The 22,848-nt window shown below is 41.9% G+C and carries 22 protein-coding genes; 12 read left to right on the top strand and 10 right to left on the bottom strand.

Annotated features, from left to right (window positions below; genetic code table 11):
* Position 1 precedes the first annotated feature (1 nt).
* The 3 genes from DEO27_RS28475 to DEO27_RS28465 form a co-directional block, all read right to left on the bottom strand.
* On the bottom strand, positions 2–2,263 hold the full coding sequence (locus tag DEO27_RS28475; protein WP_112570913.1) for a response regulator: 2,262 nt from the start codon (positions 2,261–2,263) through the stop codon (positions 2–4).
* A gap of 23 nt (positions 2,264–2,286) precedes the next feature.
* Positions 2,287–2,883, bottom strand: a complete 597-nt coding sequence (locus DEO27_RS28470; RefSeq protein ID WP_112570915.1) for an AhpC/TSA family protein — start codon at positions 2,881–2,883, stop codon at positions 2,287–2,289.
* A gap of 186 nt (positions 2,884–3,069) precedes the next feature.
* Positions 3,070–4,155 carry an acyltransferase family protein gene (locus tag DEO27_RS28465; RefSeq protein ID WP_112571544.1) on the bottom strand — a complete coding sequence of 362 codons (1,086 nt, stop codon included), beginning with the start codon at positions 4,153–4,155 and terminating at the stop codon, positions 3,070–3,072.
* A 175-nt stretch (positions 4,156–4,330) separates the two neighbouring features.
* On the opposite strand from DEO27_RS28465, the gene DEO27_RS28460 reads away from it, so the two are divergent.
* The 5 genes from DEO27_RS28460 (at position 4,331) to DEO27_RS28440 (ending at position 7,715) form a co-directional block, all read left to right on the top strand.
* Positions 4,331–4,783: a carboxymuconolactone decarboxylase family protein gene (locus tag DEO27_RS28460; protein ID WP_112570917.1), complete on the top strand. Its 453-nt coding sequence runs from the start codon at positions 4,331–4,333 to the stop codon at positions 4,781–4,783.
* Positions 4,784–4,817: 34 nt separating this feature from the next.
* Positions 4,818–5,162, top strand: a complete 345-nt coding sequence (locus DEO27_RS28455; RefSeq protein WP_112570919.1) for a YciI family protein — start codon at positions 4,818–4,820, stop codon at positions 5,160–5,162.
* Between the two features lie 45 nt (positions 5,163–5,207).
* Complete coding sequence (locus DEO27_RS28450; protein WP_112570921.1) at positions 5,208–6,458, top strand: RNA polymerase sigma factor; 1,251 nt, start codon at positions 5,208–5,210, stop codon at positions 6,456–6,458.
* A 269-nt stretch (positions 6,459–6,727) separates the two neighbouring features.
* A complete protein-coding gene (gene greA / locus DEO27_RS28445; RefSeq protein ID WP_112570923.1) occupies positions 6,728–7,201 on the top strand; it encodes a transcription elongation factor GreA in 474 nt (157 codons plus the stop codon).
* A gap of 121 nt (positions 7,202–7,322) precedes the next feature.
* Positions 7,323–7,715: an HIT family protein gene (locus DEO27_RS28440; RefSeq protein WP_112570925.1), complete on the top strand. Its 393-nt coding sequence runs from the start codon at positions 7,323–7,325 to the stop codon at positions 7,713–7,715.
* Positions 7,716–8,098: 383 nt separating this feature from the next.
* On the opposite strand, the gene tnpA is transcribed toward DEO27_RS28440, so the two are convergent.
* The 6 genes from tnpA to DEO27_RS28410 form a co-directional block, all read right to left on the bottom strand.
* Complete coding sequence (gene tnpA, locus DEO27_RS28435; protein WP_112570927.1) at positions 8,099–8,590, bottom strand: IS200/IS605 family transposase; 492 nt, start codon at positions 8,588–8,590, stop codon at positions 8,099–8,101.
* Positions 8,591–8,631: 41 nt separating this feature from the next.
* A complete protein-coding gene (locus tag DEO27_RS28430; RefSeq protein WP_112570929.1) occupies positions 8,632–9,939 on the bottom strand; it encodes a carbohydrate porin in 1,308 nt (435 codons plus the stop codon).
* Between the two features lie 41 nt (positions 9,940–9,980).
* Entirely contained in the window at positions 9,981–10,628 is a 648-nt protein-coding gene (locus DEO27_RS28425) for an HD domain-containing protein (protein ID WP_112570931.1), read from the bottom strand.
* Positions 10,629–10,681: 53 nt separating this feature from the next.
* Positions 10,682–10,921, bottom strand: coding sequence for a helix-turn-helix domain-containing protein (locus DEO27_RS28420; RefSeq protein ID WP_112571546.1), 240 nt, complete (start codon positions 10,919–10,921; stop codon positions 10,682–10,684).
* A gap of 279 nt (positions 10,922–11,200) precedes the next feature.
* A complete protein-coding gene (locus DEO27_RS28415) occupies positions 11,201–11,698 on the bottom strand; it encodes a hypothetical protein (protein WP_112570933.1) in 498 nt (165 codons plus the stop codon).
* Positions 11,699–12,874, bottom strand: a complete 1,176-nt coding sequence (locus DEO27_RS28410) for a class I SAM-dependent RNA methyltransferase (RefSeq protein ID WP_112570935.1) — start codon at positions 12,872–12,874, stop codon at positions 11,699–11,701. It lies immediately after the preceding gene.
* An 88-nt stretch (positions 12,875–12,962) separates the two neighbouring features.
* Here DEO27_RS28410 and DEO27_RS28405 point away from each other — a divergent pair, with 88 nt between their 5' ends.
* From DEO27_RS28405 to DEO27_RS28395, 3 genes are all read left to right on the top strand, one after another.
* Complete coding sequence (locus DEO27_RS28405; protein WP_112570937.1) at positions 12,963–13,331, top strand: DUF3127 domain-containing protein; 369 nt, start codon at positions 12,963–12,965, stop codon at positions 13,329–13,331.
* 211 nt (positions 13,332–13,542) lie between these two features.
* Entirely contained in the window at positions 13,543–15,354 is a 1,812-nt protein-coding gene (locus DEO27_RS28400) for a sensor histidine kinase (RefSeq protein WP_112570939.1), read from the top strand.
* A gap of 132 nt (positions 15,355–15,486) precedes the next feature.
* Positions 15,487–16,179, top strand: a complete 693-nt coding sequence (locus tag DEO27_RS28395) for a response regulator transcription factor (RefSeq protein ID WP_112570941.1) — start codon at positions 15,487–15,489, stop codon at positions 16,177–16,179.
* Positions 16,180–16,188: 9 nt separating this feature from the next.
* On the opposite strand, the gene DEO27_RS28390 is transcribed toward DEO27_RS28395, so the two are convergent.
* Complete coding sequence (locus DEO27_RS28390) at positions 16,189–16,545, bottom strand: bleomycin resistance protein (protein ID WP_112570943.1); 357 nt, start codon at positions 16,543–16,545, stop codon at positions 16,189–16,191.
* Positions 16,546–16,856: 311 nt separating this feature from the next.
* Between DEO27_RS28390 and DEO27_RS28385 the strand changes: the two genes are divergently transcribed.
* From DEO27_RS28385 to DEO27_RS28370, 4 genes are all read left to right on the top strand, one after another.
* On the top strand, positions 16,857–17,588 hold the full coding sequence (locus DEO27_RS28385; RefSeq protein WP_112570945.1) for a hypothetical protein: 732 nt from the start codon (positions 16,857–16,859) through the stop codon (positions 17,586–17,588).
* 78 nt (positions 17,589–17,666) lie between these two features.
* A complete protein-coding gene (locus tag DEO27_RS28380; RefSeq protein WP_112571548.1) occupies positions 17,667–20,438 on the top strand; it encodes a TonB-dependent receptor in 2,772 nt (923 codons plus the stop codon).
* A gap of 8 nt (positions 20,439–20,446) precedes the next feature.
* Complete coding sequence (locus tag DEO27_RS28375; protein ID WP_112570947.1) at positions 20,447–21,628, top strand: DUF4249 domain-containing protein; 1,182 nt, start codon at positions 20,447–20,449, stop codon at positions 21,626–21,628.
* Positions 21,625–22,803 carry a DUF4249 domain-containing protein gene (locus tag DEO27_RS28370; protein WP_112570949.1) on the top strand — a complete coding sequence of 393 codons (1,179 nt, stop codon included), beginning with the start codon at positions 21,625–21,627 and terminating at the stop codon, positions 22,801–22,803. The genes DEO27_RS28375 and DEO27_RS28370 overlap by 4 nt, the downstream gene beginning before the upstream one ends.
* The last annotated feature ends 45 nt before the right edge of the window (positions 22,804–22,848 follow it).

Below are 22,848 nucleotides of genomic sequence, written 5' to 3'. Positions count from 1 at the left end.
GTTAGACTTCCGAACGGGATACCGCTTTATTATTAACCACCGTATACCACTTGGATAGCTTGTTCATCAACTCATCCAATTTTACGGGCTTGCTCAGGTAATCATTCATACCAGCCTGCAAACATTCCTGTTCGTCGCCGGTCATGGCATTAGCGGTGAGCGCTATAATAACCGGTTGTTTAACGCCATCCTTCCGGATAACCCGGGTAGCTTCCAGCCCATCCATAACCGGCATCTGCATATCCATTAATATCAATCCGTAATCGTCCTGGTACAGGGCTTCAATGGCGTCAATCCCATTTTTAGCAATACCCGGCTTATAGCCCATTTTGCTTAAAATATGCTTAATAACGTGCTGGTTAACCTCATTATCTTCGGCAATGAGAATCTTGAAGGGATACTTATCACTAAAATCTACCGAAAGTTTTGCTTTAGCTTGCTTGTCTTCTGTTTGAGTGGAGCTATTTCTAAGCGCCATGAAAACTTGCTTACCAAGCACCTGCTGCTTGATGGGCTTATTCATGATAGATGTAAAGAGCGAACGCTGATCTTTTATAAAGTCTTCACCTACCGAGCTTAATAATATGATTGGTAAATGGCTATATCCTTCCTTGATCACCTTGGCCAGCATAGCGCCGTCCATCACCGGCATGTGCATATCGGTAATTACCAGTTCAATATCTTTACTTTTTTGGAGAATTACCAATGCCTCAGCAGCCGATTCGGCGGTTATGGCTTTAAGGTTCCAGTTGTCAAACTGGCGTTCCAGGATAGAAAGGTTGGTTTGGTTATCATCAACCACCAAAATTTTCTTCCCTTCTAATTCGCTAAGGTCAAAGCCAGATGTAAGCTGTTGCGATGCCTCACCTGGGTAGGCATTGATGGTAAAGGAAAACTTAGCCCCTACGCCCGGTAGGCTTTTAACCCCGATGGCTCCGCCCATGAGGGTCACCAACTTCTGGCAAATTGCTAAACCCAGACCAGTGCCGCCGTATTTACGTGTGGTAGATGAATCAACCTGTGAGAACGCGCGGAACAAACGGTGCAGTTTATCTTTCGGAATACCGATGCCTGTATCCCAAACATCAAAGCCCAGTTTCAGCAAACCGTCAGGTTGCCTTTCAATACAGCTTACCCTGATACCAACCTCTCCTTTTTCAGTAAACTTAATGGCGTTATTTACAAGATTGATAAGTACCTGTTTAAGGCGCAGCGGATCGCCAATGATGTTTGGAGAAATATCTTCTTCAATTTCATAAACAAGATCAAGTCCCATTTGGCCGGCTTTAACGGCAAACATATCCATTACATCCTCAATGCTCTGCCTCAGGTTAAAATCGTCCTGTTCAAGATCAAGGCTGCCTGCTTCTATCTTCGAAAAATCAAGGATATTATTAATCACATGGATCAGCGTTTCACCACAATTGATGATGGTTTCGGTAAACATCCGCTGCTCATCATTAAGCTCGGTTTCATTCAGCAAGGCCGACATACCGATTACCCCATTCATAGGCGTACGGATCTCGTGGCTCATGGTAGCCAGGAAAATACTTTTCTCCTGGTTGGCCTGATCGGCCGCGAGGCGTGCTTTTTGAAGTTCGAGATTTGAATGGTTCAGTTCTTTGTTTGCCGCTGCCAAAACCTCCTCGTTATGCTTACGCTCCAATGATAACTGGGCTTCACGCTGCAGATCGGCCATTTGCAGGGTTTGCACAATTCTTAATTCGTTGTATTTGCGCAGTTGGTATGCCCACAGCCCGCATATAAACATGATTACCCCGGTAAGTAATACGTGGATAATGAATGTTTGAAGATCAAAATAATTGAGTTGGGTGAAAAATATATTACCAAACCCGATATCCTGCAAATAGCTAAAAGTAGCATGATGGATAATAACCACTATCAACAGAGGAATTTGTAGTTTCCAGTTTTGATAAGTAATGAGCAGCGCGCTTGAAATAAAGGCAAAAAAGTGCATTTCAAACATACCGTGCATTTGGTATATATACTGGGCCATAAAAATGCCGAGCACCGAGGCCAATACATATTGATATAGCGATGATTGAGGCAGGGCTATTTTAGCGGTATAATAAGCCAGCAGGCAAAGACCACCAACACCACCAGCAATAAGCCAGGTATCGTAAAAGGAGGCCAGCGCCAAACCAACCGCAAAATGCACCGGCAGGAAGTAATCCATCAACCGGTCTGAGCGATCCTTGATCTCGGTTTGGAAGTTAATGTTATGAGCTATAGCTGCAGTCACTATTATTTGAACTTAGGGGTATGTTAATTATGACAATCGGGCAATCGACAGCCATATGATGTTAGCGCCAATTTATTAAATGTGAGTCGGGTATTGTTACTAAGTAAACCGTTAATTGCTATTTTGGCAAAGCTCGTTTTCTCGTCGGTACAGTAACGGCTTATATTGTAGTTGCCACGATAGTATAATTTATTCTCAGTATCAATCAGCGCAACCTGTGGTGTAGAGTAAACCCCGCAGGCTTCGGCAACGGAAGGGTCAAATATTACAGGTAGTTTCATGCCAAACTTATCCTGGATCTCGCTTTCGGTAAAATGCTTGTTGCTCATGATCACGATAGCGAAGTTCACCTGCCCGCGATACTGCTCAACAATAGCTTTAAATTGTTTAACATTAAACCTTGAGCATGGGCAACCGGGGTTAAAAAAGTGCAGAAACAAAGGTTTGCTGTGGTCTTTAAAATGCCTTGGGTTGATGGAAACAACTGTACCTGATTTTACCGGTTTATAGTTTTCGGGTACCGGCGTAGGCAACTGATATTGCAACTCATTATACCAAAATAATGCGCCAACAATAGCAAGTAATAAAACAAGCCAACCAATAACTAACGTTTTCCTCATTGTGCCAAAGCCTTCTGCATATCACTCAAAATGAATGAAAAACTGCAAAAAACCACTTGTAAAAATAACGCTTTTTGGTGTATAAAAAACACTTCTTCAGCATTTTAAACATACAGGTTTTAAATCAACCTCCACTAAAGGGCGCGTTATTTAACCTTTAATTTAATGACCAAAAAACCTTGCTTTTTACTTAATAGCCTGTTTTCGTTTTTCAGTAAGATAGCGGCGCAAAGGGATGTCGTATACCTTCATAACAAGATAAGCAAATGTTACCAATACAATTAATCCGGGAATAATGATGTATGCCAGGTGAAGGGCATCGGGTTTGTGCGCCGCGAAATAATTACCAAACGCCCACATCACAGCATAGTGGGTCATGTATAAGGGATAGGAGATATTTCCCGAAAAAACACATATTTTACGTAAGCCGTTGTTAAGAACAGCACCTGCTCCCAGCGCAACCATTAACGGGAAGTAAATGATAACTATGAAAGGCTCGGAAAGCCAGTTCCATGATGAGAACGGCGACAGGAAAGCCAGCATCAATAAAATAGAAAGCCCGATAAAACCAAGCTTATTTTTAATGATGAGATTATAGCGGTAAACCAGCAAGCCCGCGGTAAAGGAATAGGCTATACGTACACCACCATCCCAAAACGTACCACCGCTCCAGCCGCCCATTAAATTACCTGAATGGGCAGCCACATAGCAAATACCCACCGCCGAAATTGCAGCAAGGATAATGAGATAACGCCTGTGAAGACGGCAAAGCACAAGCGCATAAACAATATTAGCTATATATTCCCAAAACAACGACCATGACGGCGCGTTAAAACCAAACAGGTTAAAATACCGCTCGTCCATTGTGGGGTTAGGAATCATTAATACCGAACTAAGAAATAACAGCAATATACTGCCCGCACTCCGGGTTATAGCCTGGGTACTGAATGGATCAAACAAAAAGCTTAACAAACCCAATACTGATCCTATAACAACAAGCGGATGCAGCCTGATAAGCCTCGACTTAAAAAACTCCATGACGCCCATCTTTCCAATCCTGTCGTCATAAGCGTAGCCAATTACAAATCCCGAAAGGCAAAAGAAAAAATCAACCGCCAGGAAACCATGACCTATAAAATCCTTGCTATAGTCGCTATAAGCAATCTCCATAAAATGGAATGTAACAACTGCTATTGCGGCTACACCACGCAGGCCGTCAAGAATTTCAAAATGTTGCTTGGTTTTAAGGATTCCGGGATTTAGTTTTTCCATATTGATATTATTCAGGTTAGATGCAGGAACCTGATTTGCTAAATAAACAAAAATCTGCCGGATAAAGGGCCCACATTTTATGTTGACGAAAAAAATAAAAATATTTCTTCCCTTTTTGTCCAATCTGCAAACCATGGTTGTCATTCGGTTTTAACAACATAAATTTTAAAACAAAATGGAAAAAAGACTTAGCATGTGGGAAAAAGGACAGAATGCCTTAAAACCGTTATTTGGCATGGGAGCTTATATCAAAAAAGCATCAATTGAAGCAGCCCTTCTTGAATTGGTAAATTTCAGGGTATCGCAAATTAATAAATGTGCTTTCTGCCTGGATATGCACTATAAAGACGCGCGTGCAAATGGCGAAACCGAACAACGCTTATATGGATTAAGCGCCTGGGAAGAATCGCCATACTATACAGACCGTGAAAGGGCGGCTTTTGCCTGGGCAGAAGCTGTTACCGCCTGCCATGTGATTGATGCCGTATACGCTACCGCAAAAGCACAGTTTAGCGATGAGGAACTGATTGACCTTACCATGGCCGTTACAACCATCAACACATGGAACCGCATCAACCTGTCGTTCCCCAATATTCCGGGGGCTTACCAGGTTGGTCAGTTTGCTTAAACAGCTTATATTAACACAATTAAAACATAGCCTTATGAATGAGTTTTTGTTAGTGATCCACAGGGATCTGAAAAGTAAGGATGCCAGCCCTTCTCCTGAGCAAATGCAGGCGGCAATCAAACCCTTCCAGGATTGGATAGGCGGCATCGCCGCCCAAAATAAATTGGTTGCTCCGCCTAAACGCTGGGATGGCGATGGCAGGGTGATCAAACAAAATACGGTTGTCAATGGCCCTTATGCCGAAATCAAGGAATCGATAGGCGGCCTGTTAATGATCAGGGCCGAAGATTATGACGATGCTGTTGAAATTGCCAAAGGCTGCCCGGTATTACAATGGGGAGCAACTGTTGAAGTACGAATGGCTGTGCCTACTGTATAAACCAAGAATGCCTTTGTACTTTTGCAAGGGCATTTTTATTTACCTATGCAACCTAAAGAGCTTTTACCTCACCTGTTCCGTACCGAGTATCGTAAAATAGTGGCAGTACTTTGCCGGCTTTTCGGTATTGAACACGTTGAAATTGCCGAAGATATTGTAAGTGATACTTTCCTGTCGGCCACTGAAAACTGGAGCCTGAAAGGTTTACCTGATAACCCTACGGCCTGGCTTTACACGGTTGCAAAAAATAAAACCAAAAACTATCTGAAACGGGACACCATTTTTAAGCAAAAGCTTTCGCCCGAAATAAAATATACTACCGATAGTACCGGCGAAATAGAGATAGACCTATCTACCAAAAACATTGCCGATAGCCAGCTGGCCATGATGTTTACGGTTTGTAACCCAGCAATCTCCGACGAATCGCAGGTGGCGCTTGCCCTTAATTTGCTTTGCGGTTTTGGCATCCAGGAAATTACCGATGCTTTTTTAGCAAACAAAGAGGTTATTTACAAACGGATAAACCGCGCTAAGGAAAAATTAAAAGAGGCTGGCATCCAGATCAAGCAGCCAACCCTGAACGAGATAGGCAACCGGCTGGAAACCGTTTTGACAACCATCTACCTGTTATTTTCGGAAGGATATTACTCTATTTCCCAAAACATCACGCTGCGCCATGATCTTTGCGCCGAAGCTATGCGGCTCAATTATCAGCTTATAGAAAACCCGGCCACCAACACCCCGGCGGCAAACGCCCTGTTTGCCTTAATGTGTTTCCACGCCTCACGCTTCGAGGCCCGCACTAATGATAACGGCGCCATGATCCTTTATGAGGATCAGGACGAATCGCTCTGGGACAGGGATTTGATTAATAAAGGTATTTACCATCTAAACCAGGCATCAACCGGAACCGTTATCACTAAATACCACCTTGAAGCAGGTATTGCCTACTGGCATACCATTAAGGAAGATACGCCCGAAAAATGGGAAAATATATTGCAGCTATACAATGACCTGCTTATTCTGGAATATTCGCCTATAGCCGCATTAAACCGCACCTTCGCCCTTGCCAAAACCAACGGCAAGCCCGCCGCGATAGCCGAGGCAGAAAAGCTGAATCTCAACAGTAACCATTTTTATTATTCACTCCTGGGTAATCTGTATATCGATGTGGATAATCAAAAAGCATTGCGGCATTACCAAACGGCTATGGAACTGGCTACGTCTGCAAATGATAAGGCTACAATGCAGAAAAACTTCGAACAGCTTAGAAAAACCCTGAACAATCCGGGATAAACAGGTGGCAATAAGAACTTTGAGTTACATCGTTATCAATCTTTAATGAAGAAAAACACGATAAGCACAATAAAATTCCCACCCAAAAAAATTTGGATAATAAAACTTAAATCACTTATCTTCGTTAAATACCAAAAAAGCAAGACTATGTAAGCTGCGGACTTATATAGTCTTGTTTGCTTTTATAAGCGTTGCGTCCTTTCTTAAAACAGGGAAGGGCGGTTTTTTTTGGTTGACCAACAGAATGAATATTAATTAATTTTTGCGTTATGGCAGAGGTATCATACTATACTAAAGACGGTATAGAGAAATTAAAAGAAGAACTACAAAGATTAAAAACAACCGGCCGTGCCGATATATCAAAAGCTATTGCTGAAGCGCGCGACAAAGGTGACCTTTCGGAAAATGCCGAGTACGACGCGGCAAAAGAAGCACAGGGCCTGCACGAGGCTAAAATAGCCCAATTACAGGAAACTTTGGCAAATGCCCGCCTGCTTGACGAATCAAAAATAGATACTTCAAAAGTGCTGGCTTTATCTGTTGTGAAGATTAAAAACCTGAAAAACGGTGCTACTATGAGCTACCAGCTGGTATCAGAGAGCGAAGCCGATCTGAAAACCGGTAAAATTTCAGTAGCATCGCCAATAGCTAAAGGCTTGCTTGGTAAAAAGGTTGGTGAAAAAACCGAGATCACCGTACCAGCAGGTAAAATTGAATTCGAAATCCTGGAGATAAGCAGGTAGTAATTTAGGTGAGTGGTTGATTAGGAGAATAGTTTTATTCCATTTTCATAATCAGCCACTTACTTTACAACATCCAACGAAACCACTCACCTAATCAACATAATCAACCACTCACCCAACAATGACCATCTTTTCAAGAATAGTTGCGGGCGAAATTCCTGCTTACAAAGTAGCCGAAAACGATGAGTTTCTGGCTTTCCTGGATATTTTTCCGCTTACGGAAGGTCACCTGCTGGTGATCCCTAAAAAAGAGGTTGATTACCTTTTTGACCTGGACGATGAAACCTATACCGGCTTACAGCTATTTGCAAAGAAGGTAGCTATCGGCTTAAAAGAGGCCGTTCCTTGTCCGCGGGTTGGTGTAGCGGTTATGGGTTTGGATGTACCACACGCACATATCCATCTTATCCCGATGAATGATATGAGCAGTATCAATTTTTCGCTCCCTAAGCAAAAATTCACACCGGAGCAATTTAATGCCACCGCCAACAGGATCAGGCAGGCCATTGGATAATAATTGAAAGAGTTTTAATAAAAAAAGCCGCGCCATAATATAAATGACGCGGCTTTTTCATTGATGGTTATAGTGAAAACCTCATCACCCGGTGAGTGGGTAGCTCCTATGGAGCAAAAAATGGGATATTATCTTTTTTCTACAAACAGGTAGCCTCTACGAGGCAATCTGCCGCTTTAATAAATCCCCCTCACTCTATGAGGCGGTTTGTTGCTTTAAACACGCCTCTCTTTCTATCACTTATTACTTGATTCCAATAAATTCTAATGGCTAAATGGGTTAGGCGAAGCAATCGGCATAGATTGTATCAAGTTAAAAATGCCCCATTAGGGGCTGCCTGTTTGTAGAAAAACACGTAAATAAAATCCTTTGCCTCGTAGAGGCTACCCAAAACCGGGGAAAAGCAAATTTAATTCTAACAGGTCTTTAAAAACATATCGCTCATCATAATCTACTGAATAATCTTTCAAAATATCCAAATACTCTTCCCTGAACGATCTTTTCAGATGATGCTGCTTCTGATTTAAAATATACTTTACCACAGCATCAATTTGCGAATTACTATTGCTGAAAGCTCCGTATCCTTCCTGCCATTGAAATTTGCGTGGTGTATATCTCTCTTTGTTTATAAATTCTGAACTATCTCCTTTTACAAGGCGTATCAATTCAGAAATGGATTGATTGGGGTTTAATCCTACAAAAAGATGAAGGTGATCTGATGCGGAATTTATAGCGATGAGCTTGTGGCCATTGTTTTGAACAATCCCTGTTATATAACGGTGAAGATTGGTTTCCCATTCTTGATTTATAACAGCCTGGCGGTATTTTACCGCAAAAACAAAGTGAATATATAGTTGAGTATAGGTATTAGGCATATCCAAATATAATGTTTGGATATGCCATCAACAACCTGCTATTAAAACTCTATGTGAGCCCTTAGCGAAAGCACGTTTACAGGCCCCCTGTCTTTATTATACGCCGGGTTCAGCAAAAACTGGTAACCTGGAGTAATCCAGAATTTCTTTTGATAGGCGTTTATCTTATAATCAAGCTCGGCAATAAACTCGGTGCCATAGTTTAGCTTACCATCACCAATGATAAATCCGTAACCGCCGGCAGCGAGATAATCTCTGTGGGCGTTTGAGATACCGTTAGCCACAAAAGCCAGGCCCAGCTCATCATCACCACGGCTCCATGAGGTACCTTTAAGTACGCCGCCAAGGCTTAGCGAGCGGTCAATTTCGGTAAAATACCAGGTTTCGGTTTTGCCATCGTTGTAACTTACTTTGGCAAATACACCAAAATCTTTAGTTAAATATTGGTCGGCGCTGATACCGAAGCCATATTTGTGCCTGCCCCAGGCTTGTGTGGTATCAACGTTTGGCGCTGTAGGGCTAAGCGCGATAGCCTGGCGATAATCGCCCATTTTACCGTTGTTTCGGAAACCGAGGATCCTGAAAGTGCCTTTTTGTCCGTTAAGCGTATATCGTCTTTCATATTCTAATGTCTGGGTATTGGCTTTGCCTATCTTCTGATCCCAAATAGCGCCGTTGGCCGTAGTGGTCGACATGGTGAAGGCGAAACGCAGGGTCCAGTTTGGCTGACCTAATTCGGTATGCACGCCTAAAACATACCCGCGGGTATTGGCCGGGTAATCCCAGGCCCCGTTATCCATCAAACTCCAGTTCATGAACTGCGTACGCGGATCATGGCTAAATTCATTGCCGTCATAAAAATCGGCCATGCCAAATTTACCTACAGTGACCGAAAAATAACGCTTGCTTTTTAAACCAGCCAACTGGTTGACATCATCGCTGATGGTATCTTTTTCCTTTCCCCACTCAAAATTCTGAGTAAAATATAACCGGGCAATATAGATCTTAGGCTCAGCACCGCCTACGCGAAACGTTTCACCGTTAGGAAAACCGGCAGCACCCAAAGTTTTGCTCAGGCCTGAACCACCGGAAAGCTCCGGGTTAAAATAAGCTTCAGCACCTTTCCAAAGCCTTGCACCACCAAAAAATGTAGTAGTAATAGAACTTTGCGTTTCTTCGCTGGTGAGCAAGCTGTTATTGCCGGTATAATCGGCATGGAATGATGGTTTATACTGGGTGATTGTAGTTTGCTGGAAGTGAAAATTAAAGCGCTGTCGTTTAACGGTGTCCTGGCCAAAAGCGAGGCCCGCAATTAAAACAGGTATTATAGTAAGTATAAGTTTCTTCATGGGGTATCAAAATTTGGCGCAAAAGTAAGCTTTCGCGTTAACTATGAACCACATTCTGCAAAAAACTGTTTCAAATAATCTTCCATAAACGCGTGCCTTTGCGCGGCAATCGCTTTCCCCGTGGGGGTATTCATCTTATCCTTAAGCAAAAGCAACTTCTCGTAAAAATGATTGATGGTAGGGGCTGTAGTATTTTTGTACTCCTCTTTGGTCATGTTTAGGTTTGGCTCAATTTCCGGGTTATACAGTTCCCGACCTTTGAAGCCACCATAGGTAAAGGCACGGGCAATACCAATAGCGCCAATGGCGTCAAGCCTGTCGGCATCTTGTACAACCTCCAGCTCGGGCGAATGGAAGGATTTTTCATCAAAGCTTGCTTTGAATGACATATGCCTGATGATCTGCTGTACATGTTCAATAATACCGGCATCAACATCCATGCTTTGCAGGTAATTACCGGCAGTACGCGGACCAATCTCTTCATCGCCGTTATGAAACTTGCTGTCTGCAATATCATGCAGCAAAGCAGCAAGTTCAACTACAAGCTGATCAGTTTTTTCTGTTTGGTTGATGAGTTTTGCGTTTGTCCAAACGCGATGAATGTGCCACCAGTCGTGGCCGCCTTCGGCATTCTTGAGGGTATCGCGTACAAAATCAACAGTTGCGGCAATCAGTTTATCGTGTTCCATCTTTTGCAAAGATACTAAGCAAAAGATGGAACAGCAGGATTGTTTATAAAACCTTAGGCCGCAGCTGTTTTTTCTGTATTTATAAGTCCGGCAACTTCAACTTCTAAAATTGAAGCTATCTGGAATAGCCTTTCAACGGTTATTTTTGTATAACCTAATTCTATTTTACTGTAGGCATTTTGCGATATACCTAACTTGGCCGCAAGGTATTCCTGGGTATAATTTAGTCCTTCCCTGGTATGCCTGATGTTAGCGGCTATGGCCTTGATCTTAAAATTTAGCATATCTTTCATCCAAATATTTTTTAGTTCAACTATAACTAACGAGAATAATTGAAGCCCGGATTTCAGATTTTGTAAAAAAATGTCAGTTCGCCCGCCGGGATGCAAGAGATTTTTTTAGGTTTTAATTAAAAGTAAATGCCAATTATGACATTCCAAGTATACTAACGAAAAAAACGGAGTCCTGGTTTTAATTAAAAGTATATTTTTTTTAAATGTTTTTTTTTACAAAAAAAGCGACGAGCCTATGGGCCCATCGCTTCAAAGTATTTGTTAGTTTCTATTTCTATACTACTCGCTTAAATCGTAGCTAACAGTTACTGTGGGTAATAGCGTAGCGGTTTCCAGCGGAACCTGATTGTAAGATATGATAGGCCTCCGTTTACTGTAATAATCAAAGGCGGCCTTCATGGTAGCATTACTGGTATTTGCAGGGGCATTAAAGTTAATGGCAAACGGCAAAATAAAATCATGCAGTTTTTCATGATCAGGAATGATCCACTTGTGATTTGATTTTTTTAACGCATCAATAATGGGCACTACCAGTATAGCGTCATCGGCATAGTAAACGATGATCTTTTTAATAGTGCCTTTATCATCAGCAGTAAATTTAAACACAGCCGTGCCGGTAGCTTTCTTTTTAATGATCTCGGGTGATACCACAAGACTATCTTTAAAAAAGCGCGACATGATAGGGCTGCCGCCCTGAAATGGGAATGCTAATTGTGTTTGTGCCTTAACTAATACCGATGATAAAACAAGTGTTATAAATAACAGGATCTTTTTCATTTAATTTTCTTCTTTTGGTTCGCGTTTGCTGCCCAGGTACAACTCGTACTCAAACAGGCGGCAATCAAGCTTACCATTATAAAATTCAATTTTGCGGGCAGCTTTCAGGCCTATCTTCTTGGCCAGGTCGGGATTGCCCGTAAAAACATAACCATCATACCCAAGGCATTTCTTTTTCATAAAATCGCCCATACGCTTATAGGTAATCTCCAGTTTTGTGTGCACACCCAAACGCTCGCCGTATTCAGGGTTAAACATCACTATGCCCGGTTGCTCAGGCACCTCGGTATCCTCAAAATCACAAACGGCAAAATCAATTAAATGTTCTACACCGGCTGTCCTGGCATTTTTTCGGGCAATATCAACCGCATCTTCCGAAATATCGGAGGCTATGATCTTAAAGCCGGTTTCCTTTTTTGCTTTATCTTTTAAAGTACGGCGTTCCGCAAAAAACACGGTTTCGTCATAACCTAAAATGTGCATAAAGGCATAGTTCATCCTGAACAAACCTGGTGATTTATCTGTAGCCAGCAATGCGGCTTCAATGGCCAGCGTACCCGAACCACACATGGGGTTAATGAAAGTGCTCTTCATATCCCATTTGGTAGCCATGATGGTTGATGCTGCCAGAGCCTCCAACATAGGTGCCTTACCCGGTATTTTACGGTAACTGTGCTTGGCCAGTGTTTCGCCGGATGTATCCAGGAAAATTTCGGCACGATCATCCTGCCAATACAGGTGTACCACAGCTTTATTAACCTCCGGGCCCGAATCCGGCCTGATACCTTTTACAGACTTAATCCTGTCAACAATGGCGTCCTTTACCTTAACATTGGCAAACAATGGCGTAAGGATATGCTCGTTATTTACGTTTGATGATACCGAAAAATAGCCGGTAAAATCAATGAGCTTTTCCCATTCAATGGATACCAGCTCATCGTAAAGCTCTTTTGGGTCGCGGGCGGTAAACGTTTTTAACGAATACAGGACCTGGCTTGCGCAGCGCAGGTTCAGGTTAAGCGGAATGGTATCTGTAACGGTTCCTTTTAGTTCGACCCCGGTAGGGAAAACGCGGACCGGCTCATAGCCTAAAGCTTCAACCTCCCTTTGCAGGTAGGGCGAAAGCCTTTTGTTACATGTAATTATGATTTTACTTTCGGTGTGGAAAACTTGCATATTAATTCGGCAAAATTAAGAATTAAAAAGCCCGTATTTTAATTTCTTACTATTAACTTTACATTTTTAAATTATTTGAAGACTAATTATGGAAGTTAAAGGTAAGGTACATGAAGTATCGGCTACCCAGCAAGTAACCGATTCACTTAAAAAACGCGAACTTATACTTGAATATATTGAGAACCCTCAATACCCGGAATATTTAAAGTTTGAAGCTATTCAGGATCGTTGCAATTTACTTGATAACGTTAAAATTGGGGATGATGTAGAGGTTTCTTTCAACCTTAAAGGCCGCCCGTGGACAGATAAAATGGGCAAGAAAAGCTATTTCAATTCATTGCAATTATGGAGGGTTACTCCGCTTGCTGCTGCCAATAACGCGTCTGCAGCTCCGCAATACGCTGCTCCTTCAGCAGATATCAGCTCATCAGCAGATGATGACGATCTGCCATTCTAATAAAAGCAATACAGATATTTCAAAAGGCCCTTATCAAGGGCCTTTTGTTGTTTATGAACATTTTGTTAATAAACCTCGTTTTAAAGCATACCTAAAGCTATTGAAATAATAAAATATTAAGCAACAGAGTTTTAAACTTAAATCGCATTTGTTAAATTTTGTTAAATGCAATTTTTGTGTACCTATTTCAGATAATTTTGCTTGTTAACAAATGAAAAAGAGGAGCATAGGATTAATTATTGGGTTGATGGGGTTCGCGCTTTTGGGCGTGATGGCTATGCAATTTTATTTTCTGAGGCAGGCGTATCAAATGCAATCCGACTCGTTTGACCGCCAGGTGCGCGAAGCCATGAATAACGTGGTTGATAAGGTGACCCGCCAGGATGCCAACAACTTCCTGAAAACTAAAACACAGCAAACCGCCATCAGTACCGAAAACGAGGAACCCGGTGTTAATACCATAAAAGTTATCGGTGATAAAGCAGCAAGAAAGCATTCATCTGCCCGCGAAAAGCGAATTGCTTTGCTGCGCGATAGTTTACAGCGTATGATCCAGCGTAAAAAAATGGATGATGAGCTTAACGGTCTACTGCAAACAGAAGGAACCGTTGATTTTAAAGTACATGTTGAAGAATATACCGACGAATTTGGTGTAGTACATGAGCAGCTAACCCCCGAAATTGTACATACCCGCATAACCCGCAGGATAACTCAGCCCAAAAAGCTTCATAAATACGATACGCTGAGGTACGTTTATGTCGACCCTCAGTTTGGCAAGCAGATGATTTCGGTGCCGCGTATAAACCCATTGTGGGTACAGGAGCAAACCCGTAAACAAAAGGAAAGACAATTTCAGCAGATCAAAAAACTGGTTGAGAGTGATTCGGTTGAAAAAGCCAACGACGCAGGGGCTAAACCCACTGTTATTGAAAACCTGGCCGAGGAATACCGCAAATCGGGCGAGCCGCTGAATAAACGGATCAATCCTTTCTGGATAGATTCATTGCTGCGCTTTGAACTGCACAACAAAGGCATTTATCTACCTTTTAGTTATGAGGTTACAACTGCCAACAGTGATTCATTGATATTCTCGAACGCCAGCGATAACCAGGGCGAAAAACTGCCGGTATTTGTTGCGGCCAATACCTATCAAACCCCTATTTTCACCAAAGAGGTGATCAATGATCCGGGAAAGATCAGGCTTTCGTTTCCGCAAAAAAACTCATTGATATTGCGCAACATGACCGCTACTATGGCCACAACAGGCGGCCTTACCATGGTGTTGATCCTTTGTTTCGGTTATACCATATTTTCGATACTAAGGCAGAAAAAGATCTCAGAAATGAAGATCGATTTTATCAACAACATGACCCACGAATTTAAAACTCCGGTATCAACCATCATGATAGCCAGTGAGGCTTTAAGGGACAATGAAATTGCCGAAGATAAAAACCGGGTAGCGCGCTTAGCCAATATCATTTTTGAAGAGAACGCCCGCTTAGGCAGCCATATTGAACGGGTATTAAATATAGCCCGTATTGAACGTAACGACTTCAAGCTGGAGAAAAAACCGGTTGATGTTAACGAAATGGTTAGCGTTGTACTTGACAGCATGGCACTTAAGCTACAAAAGTGTAATGCTAAAACCACCTTGCACCTCGATGCCGAAAATGCCTACATCATTGCCGATGAACTGCATTTTTCGAACGTACTGTATAACCTTGTTGATAACGCCATTAAGTACAGCAATGAGGAGCCAGATATAACCATAAGTACGTTTGTTAAAAGCGGACAGGTTGTTATCAGGGTAGCCGATAAAGGCATAGGCATGAGCCGTGATCAGCAATCAAAAATATTTGAACAGTTTTATCGTATCCCTACCGGTAACGTGCATAACGTTAAAGGCTTTGGCCTGGGTTTAAGCTATGTAAACACCATAGTTAAACGCCTGAACGGTACAATAAGCGTAAAATCAGAAAAAGAAAAAGGCTCGGAGTTTGAGCTGAAGTTTGCGGTAGCGTAAGCGCAGTCGGAAAATCGGTTTGCCCGAAAGTCCGTAAGATAAACTCAGACTCCTGCTTAACATAAATAAAGAACTTACGGACTTTCCGACCTCGGACTTCCGGACTAAAAAATCTTCCGGATTTAAAGATATATGAAGAAAATACTACTGGTTGAGGATGATGCCAATTTGGGCCTGTTACTACAGGATTACCTGCAATTAAAAGGTAAGTTTGACGTGGTTTTATGTAAAGACGGCGAAGAAGGTTTACGAGCCTTCACCAAACAAACATATGACCTGCTGATACTGGATGTAATGATGCCTAAAAAGGACGGCTTTACGCTCGGCAAGGATATCCGTAAAATCAATGCCCAGGTACCTATCATTTTTGCCACCGCCAAAGGGATGATAGAGGATAAAACCCAGGCCTTTAATTTGGGTGGCGATGATTATATCACCAAGCCATTCCGCATTGAAGAACTGCTGCTGCGTATAAATGCTCTTTTAAAACGTACCGACAATACCGGCAAAAAAGAAGAGGAAAAACAAACCTCATTCAAAATTGGGAAATATACATTTGATTATACCACCCAGATGATCACGATTGGCGATGCCCAGCAAAAGCTTTCAACCAAGGAAGCCGAGTTACTGCGCCTGCTATGTGTACATAAAAACGAAGTGCTAACCCGCGAAGAAGCCCTGCTGAACATCTGGCATGATGATAATTATTTTAACGGCCGTAGTATGGATGTGTTCCTGAGCAAGATCCGTAAATATTTAAAGGATGACTCCAACGTTGAGATCATTAACGTTCATGGCCGGGGATACAAGCTGCTGATCAATTAAAATTAGCAGCTACATTTCATCTGAAATATCCTCGCCAAAATGGATAATATTCCCATTATTATCTAAAATGCTGAACTCTTTTGTTTTCCAGGGGCGGATCTGCAAATCGGCATTGGGGTGCACTATACCAAGTGGTTTATATTCGGCATAAAGCTTATCCACCTCTGTTACAAAAATATAGCAGCCTGTGTTTTGTGCTATCTCCGGGTTGCTGCACGGCCATAAATGGATAAACAGGTTATCACGGTTCATGATGAGATAACCATCCCAGCTTGCATTAAAAGTAAAACCAAGCTTCTCGGTATAAAACGTAATTGTCTCTTCCTCATTGAGTGAAGCCAGAACAGGAATTGCGGTCTTAAGCATAACTGACAATTTATGTACATAAATGTATAAGATCGTTTACATTTTTCAATTCCCAAACCTTAATCTCCAATAATTAACGGCTGCAAAAAATCACTCCCGCTCTCCCAGGCGCAACTCCTCAAACACCTATTTAAGTTATTCATAAAGAATTATTTAAGGCCAAATGTCGCATCCGTTTTACGGCAACCGTAATAAATAATTATAAACCTCTTAGTGTAACACGATTAATACAGTTGCTTTAACGTATTAGCAAGCGGGTATTTGGTAATTAATTGAAAGTCATGTAAATTTCATTTTTATAAAAAGCCTAAATGATTAAAACTATACTCGCGGTCTTAATTATCACATCAAGCCTACTTGCAAATGGCGATGTTCGTGCGCAAACAACAATAGATAGCACCGGCTTAAGCCATGTAATTGCTAATTACAACACTGCCATCGATCAACAGTCACATCTGTATAACGGCCCGGAGTATGAGTTTTATGATCCGTTAATCAAAGGCAACGCATACGTTTTTGACGTTAAAACTTTTTCTTCGGGCAATGTAAATTATAACGGCGCATTGTACAATAACATCCCCATGATGTATGATATCAACAAGGACGTCGTTGTAACGCTGCTATATAATCATTTTACAAAAATCTCTTTATTAAGCACATGGGTTCCGGAATTTTGGCTGCTTAACCATCATTTTGTACGTATCAATTCCGACTCGACGGGGAAGGCCGCTCTCACTACCGGTTTTTATGATCAGCTGTACAAGGGGGCCAATACACAGATCCTTGCACGAAGAGAAAAAAGCATTCAAACCGCTGCCGGCAGTAACAACGTAGAGTCATTTTTTCGCGAATCAAAAAGCTATTACGTAAAAAAAGGAGCCAACTATTCAAGTTTTGGCAGTAAAGGTGCACTACTGGACATCTTCAAGGATAAAAAGAAGGAGTTGCGGCAATATATTAAAACAAACAATATTGACTTTAGCGAAAACTTCGAACAGGCCATAACCAGCGTAGCCTCCTATTACGATCATTTAACTAATTAGTGTATTGCCCCCCGCCCGTCAGCATAGGCGGTGGCAACATTACATTTAAAATATACGGCAGAAAAACAAAATAACCGGATGAAAAAAATTTACCTTCTAAGTTTCTGTTTTTTGATTTTAATTAAACTGAGCTACGCCCAGCAAGGCCAGGTAAAATCAATAAGTGTAAACTTTCAGCAAGCTACCATTGAGCAGTTTGTAACAGAACTGGAAGCAAAATCAGGCTATCATTTTTTTTACGATGCAACGCAGTTCGACAGCCTAAAAGTAACCTTGCAGGTAACCGACAAACCTATTGAAACCATATTAAACCAGGCTTTTAAAAACACTGGATTCAGCTTTGCCATTAAACAGCAACAGGTGTTTTTAACCAAGGGGCGCGAAATACAAACCGGCCTTGCCGTGGGCTATTTTGGCATTACAGCTGCCAATGCTACTGCAGCCAACATAAGCGTATCTCCCGCCAATGCCGATATAGATAAGGATAAAAAGATTCCCGAAGCCACCACCGAAAACAAGTTGTATGAAATAGGGATCAAAACCAATACCATTGAACCTGGCACGGCAACACTATCGGGATATATAAAGGAAGCAAAATCGGGCGAATCGGTAACCGGGGCCAGTATCTATGTTACCAATACAAAAACCGGCGTAGCTACCGATCAGTTTGGTTACTTCACCATCAAATTACCCAAAGGCCGGCAGGTGTTGAGTGTAAGAGGTATTGGCATGCGCGATACCCGCAGGCAAATCATCCTGTATTCGGACGGTAAAATTGTTATTGAAATGCAGGAGCAGGTTACCAGCCTGAAAGAGGTAAAAATATCTGCCGAAAAGGTAGCTAACGTGCGCAATGTACAATTGGGCGTAAACCGGCTCGACATTAAAAGCATTAAACAGGTGCCAACCGTATTTGGTGAGGCCGATATATTAAGAGTAGTACTTACCCTCCCCGGTGTTCAATCGGTAGGTGAAGCTACAACAGGCTTTAACGTACGTGGCGGCTCTGCCGATCAGAATCTGATCCTGATGAATGATGCCACCATCTATAACCCTTCGCACTTCTTCGGTTTCTTCTCGTCATTTAACCCGGATATCGTTAAAGACATCGAACTGTATAAAAGCAGTATCCCCGAAAGGTTTGGCGGCCGCCTATCTTCTGTGTTAGACGTAACTAACCGGGAGGGAAATAAAAAGAAATTTACCGGATCGGCAGGTATCGGTTTAATCACCAGCAGGCTTAATGTTGAAGGGCCTATTATTAAAGATAAAACCTCGTTCTCATTTGGTGGCCGTACCACTTATTCTGATTGGCTCCTTAAACTACTGCCCGATGCCTATAAACATAGCTCGGCCTCATTTTATGACCTCAACCTGGATATAAGCCATCAGATTGACGATAAAAACAACCTGTACTTAACCAGCTATCTGAGTAAAGATAAATTCAAGCTTAACAGCGATACCGCTTATAGCTATAGCAACAGGAACATCAACCTTAAATGGAAGCATAATTTTAACAATAAGCTGTTCAGTGTTATCATGGCCGGGCTTGACCGGTACCAATATGATATTTCAAGTGCCGATAACCCGGTGAATGCTTACAAGCTAAACTTTGATATTAACCAAACTAATTTTAAAACCGACTTTACTTATTACCTCAACCGTAAAAACACTGTCGACTTTGGTTTAAGTTCCATTTACTATAAACTCCACCCAGGCAACTTCCAGCCGCTTGGCGCGCAATCATTGGTGGCGCCCGATGTTGTTGCAGCGCAACAAGCACTGGAAAGCGCTTTATATCTTGGTGATAAGTTTGACGTAACCGAGGACCTGTCAATTAGCGGAGGTATCAGGTACTCCATTTATAATTACCTGGGGCCGCAAACGGTTTACAACTACGCGCCCAACCTGCCTAAAACAAGCACCAACCTTTTGGATAGCACCAATTACTCGAGCGGTAAGTTTATCAAAACCTATTCGGGCCCAGAGATCAGGCTTTCGGCCAGGTACCAGTTGGGCGATAATTTGTCCATAAAAGGTGGCTATAATACGCTCAGACAGTATATTCACCTGTTATCAAATACAACAGCTATATCTCCTACCGATGTTTGGCAATTAAGCGATCCTAACATTAAACCTCAATATGGCGACCAGGTATCTCTGGGGCTTTACCGTAACCTCAAATCAAACACCATCGAAACATCTGTTGAGGTGTATTACAAACGATTAAGGGATTATCTTGATTACAAGAGCGGGGCAAACCTGGTGTTAAACCATCACATCGAAACAGATGTAATAGGCACACAAGGCAAAGCGTACGGCATTGAGTTTTTAATAAAAAAGGCTACCGGTAAAGCCAACGGCTGGATCAGCTATACCTACTCGCGCACATTCCTGAGGCAAAATGATCCCAATGCAGGCGATCTGATCAATGGCGGGGCCTATTACCCGGCAAACTTTGATAAACCACACGATTTTAATTTTATTGGTAATTACAGGTTTTCACACAGGTTTAGCGTTTCGCTGAATGTTACCTATAGCACTGGGCGGCCTATAACCCTGCCTATTGCCAAGTACGAATATGGTGGCTCCGAGCGGGTATTCTATTCGGACAGGAACCAGTACCGCATCCCGGATTACTTCAGGTCGGATTTTTCAATGAATATTGAGGGCAATCACAAGGTACATCAGTTAACGCACAACTCATTTACCATAGGCGTGTACAACTTAACGGGCAGGCAAAACGCATATTCAACATTCTTTACCGAACAGGGCGGGGCTATTAACGGCTATAAGCTATCCATTTTTGCCAAGCCAATTCCGTTTATTAACTACAATATAAGGTTTTAACTATAGTGATGATTACAGGAAGAAGATATTTATTGTTGTTTTTGTTACCAGGCATCGTTTTTATTGCCTGCAAAAAGCCTTATAACCCTAAAGTTGTAGATGCCCCAAACAGTTATTTGGTTGTGGAGGGCGTGATCAATAACGGCAGCGACTCTACCATAGTACGATTAAGCAAAACAGTCAATATTTCGGGCAATGCCAAAACAAGCGGGGTTGATAATTGCACGGTATCGGTTGAAGGCGACGGCGGAGGTACATATGCACTTATCCCCCAGGGCAGCGGAATATATGCCATAACAGGACTTAGCCTTGATGTATCAAAAAAATATAGGTTACATATCCTTACCAACGACAGTAAAGAATATGCTTCAGACTATGTTGAAGTAAAAAAGACTCCGCCAATTGACAGCCTTGGGTTCAATATCAAAAACAATAACCTGCAGCTTTATGCCAACACGCATGATGCCACAAACAATACCAGGTATTACCGTTGGAGTTTTGAAGAAACCTGGCGTTTTCATTCCAAATACCAGTCTGCGTATATGGTTGACCCAACCAAGAAAGGGGTTGTTGTACGGCCTCCCAGCGAAAGTAGTTATTACTGCTTTGCCGGCGATAAATCCAGCTCAATAGTTATAGGCTCATCGGCAAAGTTATTGCAGGATGTGATATATCAGCAACCTCTTACAACCATAGCATCCACTTCCGAAAAAATTGAATTACGTTATACAATTTTGCTGAAGCAATATGCCTTAACAAAAGAGGCCTACCAGTTTTGGGAAAACTTAAAGAAAAACACAGAGCAATTAGGAAGCATTTTTGATGCCCAGCCTTCGCAATTAACCGGTAACATTCATAACCTGAAAGACCCGGCCGAACCCGTAATTGGCTACATCAGTGCTACCAATATCCAATCAAAACGGGTGTTTATTGATAACGCGGACATCCCGCATGATTGGGCACCGACATATCCGTATGATTGTGGGCCTCCCGATTCTGCTCTTTATGTTAACCCCAAAACAAAGCAAAATGACGTACTTAATATCATAGTTAACGGAAATGCAATACCGCTACTTGAGATAACCCAAAAGCTGGATATAATTGGTTTTACTTATTCAACAATTGAATGTTCCGATTGCAGGATCAGAGGACGGGTGCAAGCCCCTTCTTTTTGGATTGAGAGAAAATGAAGCGATTTAAAAGATACATTTTTTACGCGGCGCTGTTAATGCTGTTTGTATGGGGATGTAAAAAACCATATAATCCGGGCATTGTGGGTAGCCCTAACCATTACCTGGTGATTGAAGGTGTAATAAATACCGGCAATGATTCAACGATCATAAGGCTTAGCAAAACCGTAAATATATCCGGCAATGTGAATTCGATGATTATTGATAATGCCGTTGTTTCAGTTGAAGCCGAAGATGGCGCCAGTTATAATCTTCAGTCTGCGGGCAATGGCAATTATATTTCAACTGGGTTAAATCTCAATACATCAAAAAGATACCGACTGCATATTAATATTGATAACAGTACAGAATATGCATCTGATTATGTAGTGGCAAAAGTCAACCCTCCAATTGATAGTATAGGCTTTAATATAAAAAACAATCAGGTAAATATCTATGTAAACACACATGATGCTACTAATAACACCCGATACTATCGGTGGAGCTTTGACGAGACATGGCGGTTTCATTCCAAATACCTATCTACCTATATCGTTGATAACAGTATTCACAAGATCGTATTCAGGACACCGGCACAGCTTAACTATTATTGTTTTGCAGGTGATAGGTCGACTTCAATTGTTTTAAGCTCATCAATAAAACTTTCGCAGGATGTTATATTCCAGGCGCCAGTTACCACAATTGACGCCACATCGGAAAAAATTGAAAAACGGTATACCATTTTATTGAAGCAATATGCCTTAACCAAAGAAGCTTATCAGTTTTGGGAAAACCTAAAGAAAAACACCGAACAGTTAGGAAGCATATTTGACGCCCAGCCATCGCAGTTAACCGGCAATATCCATAACCTTAAAGATCCAAAAGAGCCTGTTATTGGCTATGTAAGCGTAACCAACATACAGGTTAAACGAGTATTTATTGACAATCTTGATTTGCCATGGGACTGGACAGCAAAATATCCTTACGATTGCGGACCTATTGATTCAAACTACTTTGTTGATCCGCACACGATGTCCAATACGGTTAACAGCAACATTATTTTTGGAGGCGCAATACCGGTAGACCCTATTTTGATAGGAGGCAATCTCGTTGGTTACACATCTTCAACAGTGCCTTGCGTGGATTGTACCATTAGGGGAGTTGTTAAGGCACCTTCGTTTTGGAAAGATAGATAAATAAGATTTTATAATAATGCCACTAAAATAGATCAACAAGATTTA

This window comes from Mucilaginibacter rubeus (genome assembly GCF_003286415.2).
Classification (GTDB): Bacteria; Bacteroidota; Bacteroidia; order Sphingobacteriales; family Sphingobacteriaceae; genus Mucilaginibacter; species Mucilaginibacter rubeus_A.
Note: the sequence above shows the minus strand (reverse complement) of the source record. Positions and strands in the feature narration are given on the sequence as shown.